The organism is Arthrobacter glycogeni, assembly GCF_054510815.1.
On sequence record NZ_JBTNDV010000023.1, the window covers coordinates 1 to 15,455 of the forward strand.

Annotated in this window: 12 protein-coding genes and 5 pseudogenes; 6 read left to right on the plus strand and 11 right to left on the minus strand. The window is 59.7% G+C overall.

What is annotated here, in order from left to right:
• Positions 1-480: 480 nt before the first annotated feature.
• From ACX80G_RS16840 to ACX80G_RS16860, 5 genes are all read right to left on the minus strand, one after another.
• Positions 481-891, minus strand: coding sequence for a copper resistance protein CopC (locus ACX80G_RS16840; protein WP_459309153.1), 411 nt, complete (start codon positions 889-891; stop codon positions 481-483).
• Positions 892-1,018: 127 nt separating this feature from the next.
• Positions 1,019-3,559 (minus strand): AMP-binding protein, encoded by a 2,541-nt coding sequence (locus ACX80G_RS16845; RefSeq protein WP_459309154.1) that lies wholly within the window; start codon positions 3,557-3,559, stop codon positions 1,019-1,021.
• Between the two features lie 36 nt (positions 3,560-3,595).
• Positions 3,596-4,750, minus strand: coding sequence for an ABC transporter ATP-binding protein (locus ACX80G_RS16850; RefSeq protein WP_459309155.1), 1,155 nt, complete (start codon positions 4,748-4,750; stop codon positions 3,596-3,598).
• Positions 4,747-6,243: an ABC transporter permease gene (locus tag ACX80G_RS16855; protein WP_459309157.1), complete on the minus strand. Its 1,497-nt coding sequence runs from the start codon at positions 6,241-6,243 to the stop codon at positions 4,747-4,749. The genes ACX80G_RS16850 and ACX80G_RS16855 overlap by 4 nt, the downstream gene beginning before the upstream one ends.
• A 191-nt stretch (positions 6,244-6,434) precedes the next feature.
• The gene (locus tag ACX80G_RS16860; protein ID WP_459309159.1) at positions 6,435-7,454 is read right to left on the minus strand and encodes an extracellular solute-binding protein; all 1,020 of its coding nucleotides are present in this window, start codon (positions 7,452-7,454) and stop codon (positions 6,435-6,437) included.
• 137 nt (positions 7,455-7,591) lie between these two features.
• Between ACX80G_RS16860 and ACX80G_RS16865 the strand changes: the two are divergent.
• A pseudogene (locus tag ACX80G_RS16865) lies at positions 7,592-8,214 on the plus strand (integrase core domain-containing protein); the annotation flags it as partial.
• On the opposite strand, the pseudogene ACX80G_RS16870 reads toward ACX80G_RS16865, so the two are convergent.
• The 5 genes and pseudogenes from ACX80G_RS16870 to ACX80G_RS16890 all read right to left on the minus strand — a co-directional run.
• A pseudogene (locus tag ACX80G_RS16870) lies at positions 8,200-8,747 on the minus strand (transposase); the annotation flags it as partial. The pseudogenes ACX80G_RS16865 and ACX80G_RS16870 overlap by 15 nt on opposite strands.
• 1,317 nt (positions 8,748-10,064) lie before the next feature.
• Positions 10,065-11,045: a hypothetical protein gene (locus tag ACX80G_RS16875; RefSeq protein WP_459309160.1), complete on the minus strand. Its 981-nt coding sequence runs from the start codon at positions 11,043-11,045 to the stop codon at positions 10,065-10,067.
• Between the two features lie 137 nt (positions 11,046-11,182).
• Positions 11,183-11,449: pseudogene (locus tag ACX80G_RS16880) on the minus strand (integrase core domain-containing protein); the annotation flags it as partial.
• A 9-nt stretch (positions 11,450-11,458) separates the two neighbouring features.
• Positions 11,459-11,617, minus strand: a pseudogene (locus tag ACX80G_RS16885) (integrase core domain-containing protein); the annotation flags it as partial.
• 115 nt (positions 11,618-11,732) lie between these two features.
• A pseudogene (locus tag ACX80G_RS16890) lies at positions 11,733-11,963 on the minus strand (DDE-type integrase/transposase/recombinase); the annotation flags it as partial.
• A gap of 136 nt (positions 11,964-12,099) precedes the next feature.
• Here ACX80G_RS16890 and ACX80G_RS16895 point away from each other — a divergent pair.
• The 4 genes from ACX80G_RS16895 to ACX80G_RS16910 all read left to right on the plus strand — a co-directional run bounded on the left by ACX80G_RS16895 (position 12,100) and on the right by ACX80G_RS16910 (position 13,813).
• Positions 12,100-12,273: a hypothetical protein gene (locus ACX80G_RS16895; protein WP_459309162.1), complete on the plus strand. Its 174-nt coding sequence runs from the start codon at positions 12,100-12,102 to the stop codon at positions 12,271-12,273.
• Positions 12,274-12,375: 102 nt separating this feature from the next.
• On the plus strand, positions 12,376-12,831 hold the full coding sequence (locus tag ACX80G_RS16900) for a tautomerase family protein (protein WP_459309163.1): 456 nt from the start codon (positions 12,376-12,378) through the stop codon (positions 12,829-12,831).
• 132 nt (positions 12,832-12,963) lie between these two features.
• Entirely contained in the window at positions 12,964-13,548 is a 585-nt protein-coding gene (locus ACX80G_RS16905) for an SDR family NAD(P)-dependent oxidoreductase (protein ID WP_459309164.1), read from the plus strand.
• Positions 13,517-13,813, plus strand: coding sequence for a hypothetical protein (locus tag ACX80G_RS16910; RefSeq protein ID WP_459309165.1), 297 nt, complete (start codon positions 13,517-13,519; stop codon positions 13,811-13,813). Before ACX80G_RS16905 ends, ACX80G_RS16910 begins: the two co-directional genes overlap by 32 nt.
• Positions 13,814-13,899: 86 nt before the next feature.
• Here the strand turns inward: ACX80G_RS16910 and ACX80G_RS16915 are convergent, their stop codons facing one another.
• Positions 13,900-14,487: a TetR/AcrR family transcriptional regulator gene (locus tag ACX80G_RS16915; protein ID WP_459309167.1), complete on the minus strand. Its 588-nt coding sequence runs from the start codon at positions 14,485-14,487 to the stop codon at positions 13,900-13,902.
• A 265-nt stretch (positions 14,488-14,752) separates the two neighbouring features.
• Here ACX80G_RS16915 and ACX80G_RS16920 point away from each other — a divergent pair, with 265 nt between their 5' ends.
• Positions 14,753-14,905 carry a hypothetical protein gene (locus ACX80G_RS16920; RefSeq protein WP_459309168.1) on the plus strand — a complete coding sequence of 51 codons (153 nt, stop codon included), beginning with the start codon at positions 14,753-14,755 and terminating at the stop codon, positions 14,903-14,905.
• Positions 14,906-15,455 lie beyond the last annotated feature (550 nt).

Consider the following 15,455-nt stretch of genomic DNA (forward strand, 5'->3'; position numbering starts at 1 on the left):
CCCCACGGATCCCTCGACGGAATGACACCGTCCGCGTACTGGAAAAACTGGACCGCAGGAAACCAACTAGCTATCGCATAGCCACTGGACTGCTAACGGGGGCCCAACCACACGCACTAGCGCGGATCTGCGCTGATGCGAGTTCCAGGACGCGAAAGTCCGCACCGCTTTTGAGTTTGGAACCGCCAAAACTGTGAAGTGATCACGTTGTCCTGCCCACCTGCGGCGGAAGTGTCCAGAAGAGCCGCTTTGTTACCGGTGGAAGACACGCTAGACGGGTCGATCTCTCCAACGGGTCGCACGACGCGCACCTGGATGCCTTCGAGGATTGGATTCGCACGCTAACTAGTTTCGTCAGTGACAGATAAAGGATACTCATACGCCCCTTCGAAGTGCTGCCCCGGGGAGGCCTTCTTTGTTTGGTTCGAACTGAGGTGGGATGGAGTCACCTTTCCACCCCGCCCCAGATACGCTCACGGCTCAGACGTTTTTGGCGCTGTTCTTGCGGCCGAGGAGGTAGGCTGCAGCGGCGGCTAAAACGATAACGACGGCGGCGATGCCGATAATCATGCCGGTGCCGGTTCTTTCCTCTTGGCTTGCCGGGGCTGAGTCTACCGTCTCGGGGTCGCTGGCGCCTTCGGCCTCGGGCGTTGCCTCTGCAGTCGCGTCATCGTTGTGTGCTTCTTCGCCGTCTGAATGTCCTGCTTCTTCCTCGGTGCCCGGGGTGGCTTCGGTGGCTGCGGCTGCGCCTTCCGGGGCGTAAGTGAAGGTGTAGGAGCCTTCGATCGGGTGGCCGTCCACTGACACTGTCCGCCACTGGACCGTGTAGTTGTCTTCATGTTCGAGGGAGACGTCAAGCGACGGGTCAAGGTCACCGCCTAAGCACGCCACCGGGTCCGCTCATCCGCTACGTGGCAACCGCCCCTTGATTGATCACCTGACTCGCGCAACATGGTGGAACTTTTTGAGCGTATGGCGTTGATCCTCTCCTAACAACAGATGCTCCTCGCGACATTACTTACGTCGCTGCCCGATCGTTGCGCTCCCCTCGGTTCTTGGATATCAGACCGGCGTATCCTTGTGCTGCGATAGAGGGCAGCCATCTGCATAGACCCCAGTAGGCAACGCCCACCGGGAGGGAGCCCAGCACCGCAGCTGTAGGTCCGAGCGGGAGGAGGAGAGGGTAAACAAGCCAGTGGGTGAGGTAAATGTACAGCGAGGCGGCGGCCAACCACCCGGTCACCCGGCTTAGCAAGGCGGGTAAGGGTAGCGCTGGAACCCAGATCAGCAGAAGGATGCCCGCGGCGACAGTGGCGTCTCGAACGGGATCGTCGAAGTAGCCCGGCACGCTGACGACGGTGATTATTGTGATGGCCCATCGTTGTGGGCGGGTCCGGGCGATGGCTAGCGTCCAGCCTAGGGCGAAGAGCCAAAAAACGGGCCCGGGTTTTGGTAGGCCGGGGTCGAGAATGTCGTAGCGGCTCAGCAAGCCTAAGAGAAGGAGACCGATTGCGAAGCCAAAAGGGGCAAGGCGTTCTAGCCGGTCAGCCCAGGGGACGACCAGAAGAACGGTTACAGCTAAGAGAACGTAGACAAGCATCTCCACAAACCAGAAGTGCCATTGGGTGGTGACCTCCTGCGGTCCAACAATCGCGTTCAACAAGAAAATATTGGCAACGCTGTAATCATCGGTGAGTTGGTGTGCCAAGGCAATGAAAGCCACCGACGGCACCACAATTCTCGCTAGGCTTCGGAGATGGCGTCGCATCCTCGGTATTCGCTCTCCAGCGAGCTGGAAGCGTGCAAAATTGTAGCCCGCCACGGCGAAGAGCAGATGGGCTGTCTGGAAGTCAAAGAGCCCGACGTGCCAGGCCACGATGCACACGATTGCGGCGGCGCGCAGCACGATCGACGTTTCAAGGAAGGCCACTAGGGCCCATCGTCTGGGTTTCTTTAATTGTTCGAGTTCGCGAACGGGTATGAGGTGCCAGTTGGAAGGCACGGTGCCGAGAACGCGCTCTAACTGCACTGAAAGCGCTACATAGGACAGCGAGTCACCGTCAAGGGAGACGAAAGTGTCATGATCGCCGACGTCGGTTCGCTCCAAAGCATCGGAGAAGAGGCGACGGATATCGCTTGGTCCGGCGGTGCTGGAGACCGGTGGATCAGAAACGAATGGTGAAGACGCAGTAATTCGGCTCACGGCTGGGTAATCAATTTTTCCGGAGGCGAGCCGTGGCAGGTTGTCGACTGTGTGCACCTCAAGGGCGGCGCGGGGGAGCCCCGTCCTGCTAGCGAGTACCTTGCTCAGCATTCCGGCGTCGTGCTCACCTTCGACTGTTACCTCAAGGCCCCCGTCGGTCCCGGACGCGGCCGCCGTGACCCCAAGATCAGCGAGGATCTGTTCGACATGCCCTAGGTCCACCCGCAAACCGACAACTTTCACGAACCTGCTCTGCCGCCCTACGACCTCGTATAAACCGTTCGAATGCTGGTAAGCGAGATCGCCGGTGCGCAACTCGTGGATCTCGCGGCCTAACGACAGATCGGCGGGCTGTTCTGCGTAGCCGAGCATGACATTGGGGCCGGTGTAGACCAATTCTCCATTCGATAGCCCGTCTACCGGATCGATACGGAATGAACCGCCCGGGATCGCAACCCCGATGGTGCCGGGGTTCTCTTCGGCTAGATCCGGGGGAAGATACGCCATGCGGGCGGTCGCCTCCGTCGCTCCGTACATTACAAAAAGCTTCCAATTGCGGCGTTGGGCGATGGACGCCCAATAGCTAACTTTTTCGGGCGCTAGTCGACCGCCGGCCTGGGTGACATAGCGCAACCGTGGCAGGTCCGCGTCCGAGAAGCCCACACGTTCCAGGAGGTCGAACGTGTAGGGAACTGCAGCGAAGGAGGTTGCTTGGCTCTCCCTGAAAAGTGTCCAGAAGCAAGGATCCACCACCGACAGGTCCGTCAGTACCAGGCCGGCCCCGCGCATCAAGTGGCTGTTCACCACGGACAATCCGTAACTGTAGTGCAGCGGCAACGTGGTTGCGGCGCGGTCGTCAGGCCCGATACCAAGGTACTCGGCAATAGCCGAGGCGTTAGCAGCCAAATTCATGTATGAGAGACGAACGAGTTTCGGGGATCCGGTGGATCCTGAGGTACTAAGCAGCAGCGCCAGTTCGGGATGTAGCTTGTGTCGTGATCCGGGCCGGCGTTCCTCGATGATCGGGGCTCCGTGACCCGGGTGCAGCACTACATCGGGATCGTAGGTAGCCGTCAAAGACTCGAGGGCTGAGGGCTTGTCCGCCGCAGACAGCAGGACAGAATGGCCTGCAGATAACGCGGCGAGGTAGCCGATGAGGGAGTCCAGCTTATTGCGGGCAGCCAGTAGTACCAGTCGACGATCACTGCCTAAGCGGGCCGCGACCTCGTCCACGCGCCTAGCGAGTTCCCGATAGGTGAGGACGCCGTCAACCGTGATGACAGCCGGGCGATCACCGTGCCGGGCAAGATCACTAAAGGCGCTTCGGATATCGGATTGCCTGGTCGGTGGAGCCACAGTCGAAGAATTGATCAACAAGAGAGCGAACCTAACTTAGCTTGAGAGGGTCGATGGATTTCGTTTCAGGGGCTCACTCGGCGGTGGCGAGGTGATCGCGCGGTCACCCAGGAGCAACGTCGGCGTAGTACCCGCCGCGACCGAGACCGCTACCGCGGTTCCTACGGGGTGGCGCACGGTGTGTGGTTGCCAGGAACGCACGGTCCGCCCGGATGCCAGCCGGACATGGTGAAGCACGAACGCGCCGTGATAGTCCACCGCGTAGACCTGGGCGGAAGCATTCGCGTCCGGTCTCAGGGACACCTCGTGAGGTCGGAGTACGACGTCGACGTTCACGTCGCTGTCTGCCCACCCAGGAACGGTAGAGACAATCCCGATCTCGCACGTCAACAGGGCCCGGTGAACGCGCGCCGGTAGGAAGTCAGCATCGCCCATGAAGGAGGCAACGAAACGGGTGGCGGGTTGTTCGAACACCTTTTCTGGCACATCGGCCTGCTCGATGACGCCGTTGCGCATAACGACTACCCGGCTGCCGACCGACAGGGCTTCAGTCTGATCGTGAGTAACGAGGACCCCCGTGGTTCCAGCTTCCTTAAGGGTAGCGACGGTGTCACGGCGCACCTGCGCGCGCAGTGATTCGTCCAGGTTGGAGAACGGCTCGTCGAGAAGTACGACGGCGGGCCGCGGCGCCAACGCACGAGCAAGAGCCACGCGTTGCTGCTCGCCTCCGGAAAGCTCATGGGGATAGCGGTCTGCGAGGTGAGAAAGTTGTACGAGGTCGAGCACATCACGGGCCCTCACCCGTCGTTCGTTCCTCGATAACTGGTCGAGGCCGAACTCCACGTTTCGGGCAACCGTCAGGTGGGGGAATAGCGCATGGTCCTGGAACACAAGCCCAACGCGGCGCTGCTCGGGGTGCACGAAACGGCGGCTATCCGCCACGACCTCCCCGGCGACGCGGATGACGCCCGTGTCCGGCCGGTCTAGGCCCGCGGCCAACCGCAGCGTAGTCGACTTTCCGCAACCCGAGGGGCCAATGAGAGTTACCAGTTCGCCAGACCCGATGGTCAGGTCGAGGGCGATTACGCCCGGGGATCGTCCGTAGTGTTTAGAAACGTCTTCCAGCTGCAGGGTCGTAGAATCCTTTCCCTGGTCGGGGTGACGCTGGACGCCTACCGTCTGCCTGGTCATAAGCTGACCCGCCCGCCTTCCTCAGTCCGACGGGCGTGCCGCACGATGACGAATACGGGGAGGGCAGCGGCCGCAACGATCACCAGGGCCGGCAACGATGCTTTTTCCCAGAAGTTTTCACGTGCGAGCTCGTAGACCCACACGGACGCCGTCGTAAACCCAAATGGTCGTAACAGTAGGACTATGGGAAGCTCCTTGACGGCGTCAATGGCAACCAACATCAGGGCCACAGCCACCCCCGGCCGCGCAAGCGGCGCATGTACGCGGGCGAGAACCCGTCGCGGAGCAGCACCTAAGCTCAGCGCCGCGAATGTGACGGTCGGGGGAATTTTCGCGAAGCTCGCGTCTACCGCTTGATACGCCGGAGCGAGGAAGCGGATGACGTACGCGTAGAGGATACCGAGCACCGATCCAGTGACCAGCAGTCCTGTGCCACCGGCAATACCAGCGTTCTCCACGGCAGTGTCTAAAACGGCAAAGGAGATGAGCACTCCGATACCCACCACTGCTCCTGGGACCGCGTAACCGAAGGTTGTCAGCTGTACTGCAGACGCGACGATCCGACCTCCGCTCATGCGTGCCCCATGTCCGACTATTATGGACAGCGTCACGCAGGCCAAAGCAGTGACAGTCGCGACTAAAAGGGTGTTCACAAGGTATTGTCCGAAACGTGGATCTGCAAGGAATCCAGGATTTTTGAGAACTTCTTGGACCGCCCAAGCCGACAGTTGCAGGACCGGGATCAAGAAGCCCGCCGCGAGGGCCGCGACGCACAGCATCGTTGCCGCCCATCCTCGCGTGCCACGAAGTAGCTCGGGCTGTACGCTCTGGCCCCGTCCGCCCCGTTGATAGTAACGGGCACGACCCCGCATTGCCCGCTCGCTTGCCAGCACAGCCACTGCAAACAACAGCACCAGAACGGCAAGCTGCGTTGCGGCATGAAAGTTGAAAGTTCCCTTCCATATGAGATAAATACCGACGGAGAGAGTCTGGACGTTGAAGTATTGAACGGTCGCGAAGTCTGTTAGCGTCTCCATCATCACCAGGGACAGACCTGCGGCCAGTGAGGGTCGGGCCAGTGGGAGCAATACTCTGTGCAGCGTGCGGCCTCTCCCGGCTCCGAGCGTGCGAGCTGCGTCGTAGGTGTCCGCGGATTGCTCGATCAGAGCCGCGCGCACCAGCAGATAGACGTATGGGTATAGGGAGAGCGACATTACGACGACGGCTGCAGGCAGGGAGCGAATCTCGGGCACCCATACTTCAGATCCCAGCATCCCGCGCAAGGCTGACTGTACTGGTCCAGCAACGTCAAATACTGAGAGGAAAACGAAGCCAAGAATGTAGGCCGGAACTGCCAGTGGCATCACCAGCAGCCATACGAGGGCGTTGCGCAATGGGAAACGATAGACAGTGACGAGCCACGCCAATCCGCCACCAAGCAGTAGGGTGCCTATAGCGACCCCAATCATCAGAGCCAGAGTGTTGATCACCATCTCGCCGAGTCCTCGTGGTATCGACCCCGCGCTTAAGCTGCCAAGCCCATCCCACACCGCGGCAAGGACAGGTGTAGCGACAAACAGGGCCACCAGGATGACGACGGCGGACCATATTGGACGATTGCCGCCGACCTTTCGGCGTGGTCCGCGACCTGGGGGCGTGGCCCCAACAAGAACCGCCGCGTCGGTCACTTATATCCGGCCTCAGCGAGCAGATCGACTGCCTCGGCGTTCAAGTCGCCGTAGGCCTCTGCGTTTAACGCCATCCGCTTGAATTCACCGAACGCCGCGATACCCGGCTCTGGTGACACATCGGGATTGACCGGATACTCGTGGTTACCATCCACGAAGGGGTTCTGTCCGTCGGTGGCGAGCCATTCGATAAGCCGCTGCGCGTCCCCGGGGTTGTCGGAGCCCTCAACCACGCCAGCTCCAGAGATATTTACGTGCGTTCCTGCGCCGTCTTGGCTGGCCCATAACAAATCAACCTCAAGTTCGGGATTTTCCGCGAGCGTCCGGGCGAGGTAGTAGTGATTGTTGATTCCCACATCACAAGTTCCGGCATCGATCGCCTCCAGCAGCAGGATGTCGTTACTCATGATTTCCACGTTATTGGCGACCCAGCCCTTAACAATCTCCAATGTTTTTTCGCGACCGTGCAGATCAATCATGCTTGCCACGAGGGACTGCGTGTAGGCAGAGGTGGCATCGCGCATACACAGTCGTCCCTCCCACTTGGGGTCAGCCAGTCCTGCGTACGTTTCGGTGGTTTCAAACTCTGACGGGTCGACGTTATTGGGATTGTAGGTGACTGTGCGGGCGCGCATGGCTAATCCGTACCATTGGCCCTGGGGGTCACGAAGGTCCTCGGGCACCGCACCTTCCAGGACTTCCGATTTCAACTTTGCTAGCTCGCCCTGCCGGGCTGCGTTCCAGAGGTTACCCGCGTCCACAGTCATGAAGACGTCCGCCGCTGTGTCCTGCCCCTCGGCTTTGAGACGTTCGAGGAGTTCGGCGTCGTCGCCGCTAATGAACTCCACAGTGATGCCCGTTTCGTCGGTGAACTGGCCGAAGGCGCCCTCAAGATCATAGTGACGGGCGGAGTAGATTTGGATGTCGGCGGGCGGGCCACCGATTAAGCCGCAACCGGTCAGTCCCATCAGGAATGCAAGGCCTGTGCCAGCGACAATAAAGGGACGGGGAAGCATTTGAGGACTCTTCTCAGCACGGGGCGGTTCGGGCCACCAGAAAGTAATTTGGCAAGCAAATCATAACCTAATTCAGCCTACGTTCGATACGTGGCATCCGGTACGATGCACCTGCGCACTGACCGGGTCTGGATCGTAATCGCCGGCGGGTGCGCCGGCTTTAGCGCGACGAAGGCCTGACCTGTGAACCCAGGGCGCGCAAGAAACGCCGCATCGGGCCCGGTGCCGAGGAACAGAAGCGTCTCACAGCCCAGTACCCGACGCATGTGGTCAGCTTCGACTTCCAGTCGGATGTGACCTCCTGCGGCCGGCACATTCGGTTCTTCAACGTCATCGATGAGTACACCCGCACCGCGCTGGCCGTCATCCCTCGCCGGTCCGTCAAAGCCACCGACGTGGTCGCGGTGCTGGAGAACATCATCGCCGAAACCGGCACCGCCCCGGCCTACGTCAGGTGCGACAACGGGCCTGAGTTCTCCGCCGCGGCACTGATCAAGTGTTGCAACACTGCCGGGGTCGACACCGCATTCATCGACCCGGGATCACCTTGGCAGAACGGCTTCATCGAATCCTTCAACGCCAAATTCAGAAGGGAACAACTCTCCGGAGAAATCATGGACACCATGGCCGAAGCGAAGTATATGGCCGACGAATGGAAAGCTATTTATAATCATGAACGGCCCCACGGATCCCTGAATGGCATGATACCGAAGCGCTACTGGAAAACTGGACGCAAGAAAACCAATTAGCTATCGCATAGACGCTGGACTGCTAATACGAAAGTAGATGGTGACTCATGCTGCGGGGGGGCCGTGCTGATGGTGACGTTGTAGCCGAGGCTTCTAAGCTTGTTGATGGCGCCGTTTCTGGTTTTGATTGGGTCCAGGCGGGTGAAGTGGTCTGCGCCGGGATCTGTGTAGCACTCGCCTTCGGCGAGCATGTGCCAGACAGCGGTCAGGATGGAATGTTCAAGCGCGACGACGGCTTTGTCGGCCCGCGGCGGGCGGCGATGCGCCGGTATTTGACGGACAGGCAAGTGTTCTTGCTTCGGATAGCGGACATCGCGGCGGTACCGAGTACGGCTTTGAGGTATTCGTTGCCGGGCAGGATGTGTGAGGACTTGATCCGTCCGGCGGATTCGTTGGACCCGGGACAGATCCCGGCCCAGGACGCGAGCCGGCCGGGAGTTTCGAAAACGGCCATGTCCGCACCGGTTTCGGCGATGATCACTTCGGCGACCCGCTGCGAGACTCCGGGGATGGTGGCCAGGAATTCCCTGGCCACACGAAAGGGGGCATCGCTCTAGATGCTGTGAACGTTCCGCAACCTTGGCGCGCTCTGTTGGCCATCACAGGTTTGGTTGCTGTATTCGGTCCATTGATCTGTAGGGCTGTGCTCGAGACGCGTGAGCTTCGGGCCGAAGGTATTATCCTGCCATCAATCCGGTTACACGGAAGTCACTCATTTCCGCAGCGGTCATCACCGGTATTCTGTGGATTGTTTTCGTATTCCTCGTCGCTAACAACAGGCTGACGTTTCCCTTTCTGAAAGTCGTCGGAACGATATGGTTAGCACGCCATTGGCTCCGCCGTCGGTCGCTGCCTTTTCAGTAAGACCATTTGAGGACCGAGTGAAACGCCCTTGGCGCAGATCGCAGCTAATTTCGGATTTCGGACTCGTGGATCTGTCTGGACCAAGCGGGGACTCGCGCTGTGCCGATCGACCGAGCTGTCACCGAGATTTTAGGGAAGTCCTTGGTCACGTAGTTTTCTTTCGGCATATCCATGAGATGTTCGGAAAGGAGAATGAATCCATGACGTTGCTGGAGGCAGGACCCGTGGAAGGAGGTCCTAATCGTGGCTATTTAGTATATTCAAGCGGGCTTTCGAAAGCACCAATGTTGGGTCTTGTCGGACCGTCACGGGGTATGGAGTTGCTTGCTCGACAAGGTCACCGGGGCTGTCGAACGTGGTCGAAGATTAGGGCACAAAGGGGGGTGTGCACATTGTGCACACCTTGGAAGTCGGACTGGGTCGTATCGGTGCCGGACTGGGCCGGTTTGGGGAGGTTTTCGGGGGAGGCCAGTGTTTGCGAGGGGTGAAAGCCGGTTCAAGTCCCACTTCGGGCACAGTGTTTCCCTTGTCAGAGACTTTTCACTCTCTGACTGTGCACAAACCGGCGCAAAGTGTGCGCAGGGTGTGCCTGTTTCGGTGGGTGGGTTGCGGTTTTCCTGCGGTGGGCTGCCTCCTTTCTTTCGTGAAGCCCTTGCTGGGCTTGCTTACTCCTTCATGGGGGAGTTGCGGTGAAGGTACATGACTTCGGCTTGGTCTTTTTCTAAAGCCAATTCCTAGAGGAGAGCATCTGGGGCGAAGCGGCAATCCCAGGGTCCCGGCCCGACCATCCATCGTGCGTGTAGACGGCGAAGATCACTCCTTCGACGCTGGTGTCGTGGCCGAGCTAGCCTGCCACCATCTTTCTGAGGGTCGTCGTGGAGTCCAGGACCAACAGCACCGCGGGAGGGCTGCCTCATGTAATGGAGCGAGCAAGGGCGGGGAGGCCCGAACAGCGGAGGCGAAGCAGTTCAGTGAGCGCCGCCACTCTGGCGTTCGCTCAACCTTTTGCACCGGTCTTGATGAGACTCTCCTGGCGGACTGTCTCCGCCACCCAGTACCAGGTGAACAGGATGATCGCGGCCCACTCGATGTACGCGACGGCGTTCTCAAAGCGCAGTCCACCGGCCAAGTGCCAGATGAGTGCCAACCCGACTACACCCATGAACCCCACGATCACCCGATACTGCCACGCGATCTTGGGAGTGCTCTTTTTGGCGTCGGGGTCCCAGCCGTGACTGGCTATCGCGGTGGCGAGGCCTACGATCATGAAGATCGCCGCGACCATGTGAATGCCCGCATAGGTGCCCATTATCAGCCCCGTCAGCAGCAACAGGATGAGGAACCCTGCGCCCAGCCCGAGCGTGACGAAGAACATGATTCTGTGCGCCGTTGACGTACTCTTGGTGTGCCTCTTCAGGAGACCCCGGGCCCACTCCACGCCGATGAAGACGGCGGCAACGACGACAAGCGATATGACGATGACGGGCAGAACTTTCACGAGTTCATCCGCGGCGGCTTCTACGTTTGTCAGTTCTTGCCCCTGCAGTTTGGTCCTGCCTGTGAGGACCTCATTCAGTGAGTACGGGACAAACGCGACGAACATGGCGTAGAAGCCTGCAAAGTTGAGGGCAAGGTCTTCCACTGGCTTGCCACGGTACACAATGAGGCAAGCGCCGATGGCCACCAAGACACCGACAAAGATGTCGCGTAAGGGAGTGGCGTAGTTTGCACTGATGGAGTCGGCGAAGTCGCCGAGCATCCACCCGCCAATGACAGTTGTTATAAGCAGGAAGAGGGGAAGCGCGATCAAGAGCATCCGAAGATGCCTGTAAGTTTCGACTGCCTGCTTAGGCTCTTTCGCGATGGCGTCTATTTCTTGCGGACTCTGAACATTCACGTCTACCCCCAGGGATATCGCCAGGCGTCGTTGCCTGACGTGATGATTGTCGTCGGTCCACCTCGCTAGAGGTTCACCCACATCGGCGATTCTAAGGACAACTGGTGTTCTCGAGTGGTCCCCGATAGTTGGACTCTCAATTGAACGTTACTCGTCTGCGGGGTTTTGGGCGAGAGAGCTGCTGCGATGATTTCGGACAGCGGATGTGGTGGTTTTCTCTACGCTGCCATGGCTGGCAGTTGGTAACTGTAATGGACGTCGTTGGGCCGGCGGTAATCAAGGGCTGAATGCCGGCGGCGGCTGTTGTAGAAGCCCTCAATGTAGCGGATGACGTCTCGTTTTGCTTGTTGTTTGGTGGTGTAAACGGTTCGGTGGACCCGCTCGTTTTTCAAGGCCCCGAAGAAGCTCTCGGCCAGGCTGTTGTCCTAGCACACCCCGGTACGTCCCATCGAGGAACGCATACCCAGACCGGTGACCAAGAACCGTCCCGGGAATTATGCCGCCTGTTTGTTGGCGGCGGCGTCGGGTGACGGGCCGGTTTGTAGATCATAATATGTTTGCTCGTATTCCTCTGGCGTCTGGTGGTCCAGGGCGGAATGCAGGCGTTCGTCGTTGTACCAGTGGACCCATTCGAAGACAATTGTCTGCACGTCGGTTTCGGTCTTGAGCGCTCCGGTGCGAAACGGTGATCCCTTCGCGACGGCCTCGTTTCTTGAATAGCCCCATCACGGTCTCGGCGGCGGCATTGTCATACGCGTCACCGACGCTGCCGATCGAGGGCTGCAGGCCCTCTAGAGCAAGGGTGTCGGTGTAACGGATAGAGGTGTACTGGCTTCCCGCGTCGGAATGATGAATCAGCCCCTTCGCGGCCGGCCGGCCGGTGTGTTGACGGCGCCACAAAGCCATCCGGAGACAGTGTTCCACGAACGAAGTGTCCTTCACGGTGGACGTTTCCCACCCAACGATCGCCCGGGAGTACAGGTCAATGACCAAGGCCACCTAGACGAACCCGGTGTAGACGGGCACGTAGGTGAAATCAGTGACCCAGACCACGGCAACATCATCTAGAGCGCCTGCGCGGCACACCGGCACGCAGGCGGGCATTACTCGAGGACAGTAGAGAGTCCTGTTCAGGGTGCACGGTAACTTCGGATTCCTCGACGAGTTCAATCGCATCCTCGGGTTCCGAGGCAGGCAGAGCAAGGCCCGCCTCTGCAAGGGGGTCCTCACCATCTCCGGGATCGTGCATATCGTTCGTGACGGCGAGATGAGCGCCCTACGCGGCGAAATTGGTGAGACAAAGGATTAGACGACCGGTCTAATAACCAGTAGAGTCTTTTTCAGCAGGACAAGCACAGCCATCCATCCAGTTCCGTTTCGTTTCGTCACTGCACATACAAGGAGAAAGACCATGCCACTCGCTCGCATCGACCTCACCGAAGGCAAGTCGCCGGAGTACCGCCGCACGATCGCGGACGTCGTCTACGACCAGATGATCATTCACCTGGGTGTTCCGGAGGACCGCTTCCAGGTCATCACCCAGCACCCCCGCGGTGAAGTCATCGCCGACCCCGACTACCTCGGTATCTACCGGTCGGAGGACGTCGTCTTCATCCAGCTGGTGTTCCTGAACGTCGCTACCCCCGAGCAGAAGGGCAACTTCTACAAGGCAGTGGTGGACGAGCTGCACGAGAAGCTGCTCCTTCGCACCGAGGACGTGTTCTTCAACCTGCAGACCGTTCAGCCGGCCGACTGGTCCATGGGCAACGGCATCGTCACCTACGCCAACGGGGTCCCCGCTGACCGACTCGACCCCAACAGTGTTCCGGCCGATTTCAAGTGGAACTTCCCGCCACTGGAGAGCTAAATCGGTTCTCGTACGATCAACGCTGCCGCCGCCATCCTGCGGCGGCAGCCTTGGATTCGCGATGCAAGCGGGACCGTTGGCTCGTGCATTCGATCCACTTTCATGCGTTGCTGACGAACGCGGAGGATTGACATGAAGAAGGTTCTGATCACAGGTGCCGGTACCGGTTTCGGTTATGAGGTTTCTATGCGACTGGCCGAGAAGGGGTTCGAGGTCATCGCAGGCGTGGAGATCTACGCGCAGGTTCAGACGCTCAAGCGTCAGGCGACCGAGCGCGGCGTGACGTTGCAGGTTGAAAAGCTCGACGTCACCAACGACGGAGACCGACGCAAAGCTCTGGGATGGGATGTGGAGATTGTGGTCAACAACGCCAGCGTCGGGGAGGGCGGTTCCACCGTCGACATTCCCGCCGCGAACATCCGCAACGAGTTCGAGGTCAACGTGACCGGTCCTCTGCTGCTCACGCAGGGCATCGCGAAGCAGATGGTCAAGCGCGGCGAGGGCCGCATCGTGTGGGGTCTCCTCGCGGGAGGGGCTGAACGTCAACCCGTTTACCGGCATCTACGCGGCGTCCAAGCACGCCGTCGAAGCCATCGCCGAGACGATGGCCGACGAGTTGCAGTAGTTCGGCATCCAGGTCGCGACCATCAACCCCGGCCCCTTCCTGACGGGCTTCAACGACCGCATGTCCCAGACATGGCAAAGCTGGGAGGATGAGCCGTCGGAGAGGCTGTTCGACTACTCGAAGCTCTCCTTCCCCCGCGCCCAGTTTGATCCCGAGCCGGTCTACGCAACAATGACAGCTGTCGCAGCCGGGGAGGTCGACTCCTTCCGGAACCTCGAGCCGAAATCGGTGATCGAGGAGACCAAGAGCCTGCAGCAGGCGCCCTGGGATCGGAAGGTCACCGACGGCCTCGGCACACGATTCAAGGCCGTGCAGAACTCCTACGACATTGAGCCTGAGACCCCAGTCTCGGAGTGACCGCACGGCAAAAGGCCCCGACACGATGGTTTCGTGCCAGGGCCTTCTGCAGTGCTAACGAGAACGAAGGTCGAGCCGTGTCGGCGTCAGGCGATGTGGAGGCGCTGAAGAGTCATTGCCATGACGCGGTCGAGGGACTCGGGGCCGCGATTAATCTTAGCCAGGACGCTGGCGCCGATCCATCCGGTGTAAAGATCGAGTGCGAGATCGCGCGGGTCTGCATCAATGGACACGGAGCCGTCTGCGAGGCCGTCCCGGATCATGCGCTCGATACGAGCGACGATCCCTTTCGTCCCCTCGATCAGAGCCAGCCGCATCGACTCGGACAGATCGCTAACCTCCGCGCCAAGCTTCACCACCAGGCACTTGCCCTGACACTCGTCGAAGTTTTGCATGTCATAGAAGCTCTGCCAGTACTTCGTCAAGCGCTCCGAGGCTGTCGTCGGCTCGGAGCGAAGTCGATCCATCATGGGGAGGTAGCCGGCGAAGTAGTTTTTGATCAGCGCCTCACCGAAGGCATCTTTCGACGCGAACCAGTGATAGAAGGAGCCTTTCGGGACACCGGCCTCGGCGAGTACCTCGTTCAGTCCGACGGCGGCATAGCCCTTGTGAGCCATGATCTGTTCGGCGGTGTCGAGAATGCTTTGACGGGTGTCCGTCTCTTTGGTCTGCATAGCACTATCATACGTAAAAATAGACCAGTCGTCTCCTCGATGGGAACCACTGGATATGCAGACCCCCGCACACCACACCCAGCCAGCAGTGGACGCATTGGGGCCGGCGACCCTAAACCGCCGTCACCTTGTGCATTCGAGGACGAATAGAAGAAGGCCCCCGCGGAGGCTACGTGGATGGGGGAAAACACGCAGACGACCAGGACCTTCACTATCAGTTGTACCCTGTGGGAGCGCTTTCGACATGAAAAGGCGGAACATCACGATGCCAAGTCCGGCCCTGGCTCAGTGCTGTATCTGCCGCGCGACCACAAAACTCATTGACGAGGGCCGCCCGCTGCCCGAAGGCTGGCTGTACCGGACGATCACCGTCGACATCGGCTGCTACTACTGCCCCAAGCACGCCCATAAAGCCTGACCAAGCCACGCCCTCACCACTCTGATGGGCTGAAAGTGTCAGGAACCCGCTGCGGACAGTAGTTCACCAATCACCCAGATCGGGTTCCACGCATTCGCGGCAACCTCGTCCTTACAGGACTGACCCTCACACGCAGCTGAGAGGGAACCTGACGCAGGGGAATCCACCGTCAGTGCCATGAACAAGGCCGCCAAGGTAGCGACAACCGACAAAGCAAGCGTAGACGTTCGTTCGTCCCCATAGTCATGGTCACAACTCTACGGAGGTGTCGTGGTCGGCGCCCGTAGGTGTCCTACGTTCTAGTGCTTCCCTGGTTTCGGCTGGCGCTCCAACCAGGGCACTGGTCCTCTCGCTTCGCTCCGGTCTGTTCCGGCTCGGCTGCTCCCTCGTCGCATCCAGTCCGGGTGTTTTGTCTGCTGTCCTTCGGGTTATGCGCCCCTGGTTGGGTCCCCGGGTAGGAGTCCAGTGTTTATGTGAGTTTCGCATCCGATAATGGGTGCAGGAGGAAATTCACTTTTATGGCACGTAGACATACCCCTGATCAGGTCAT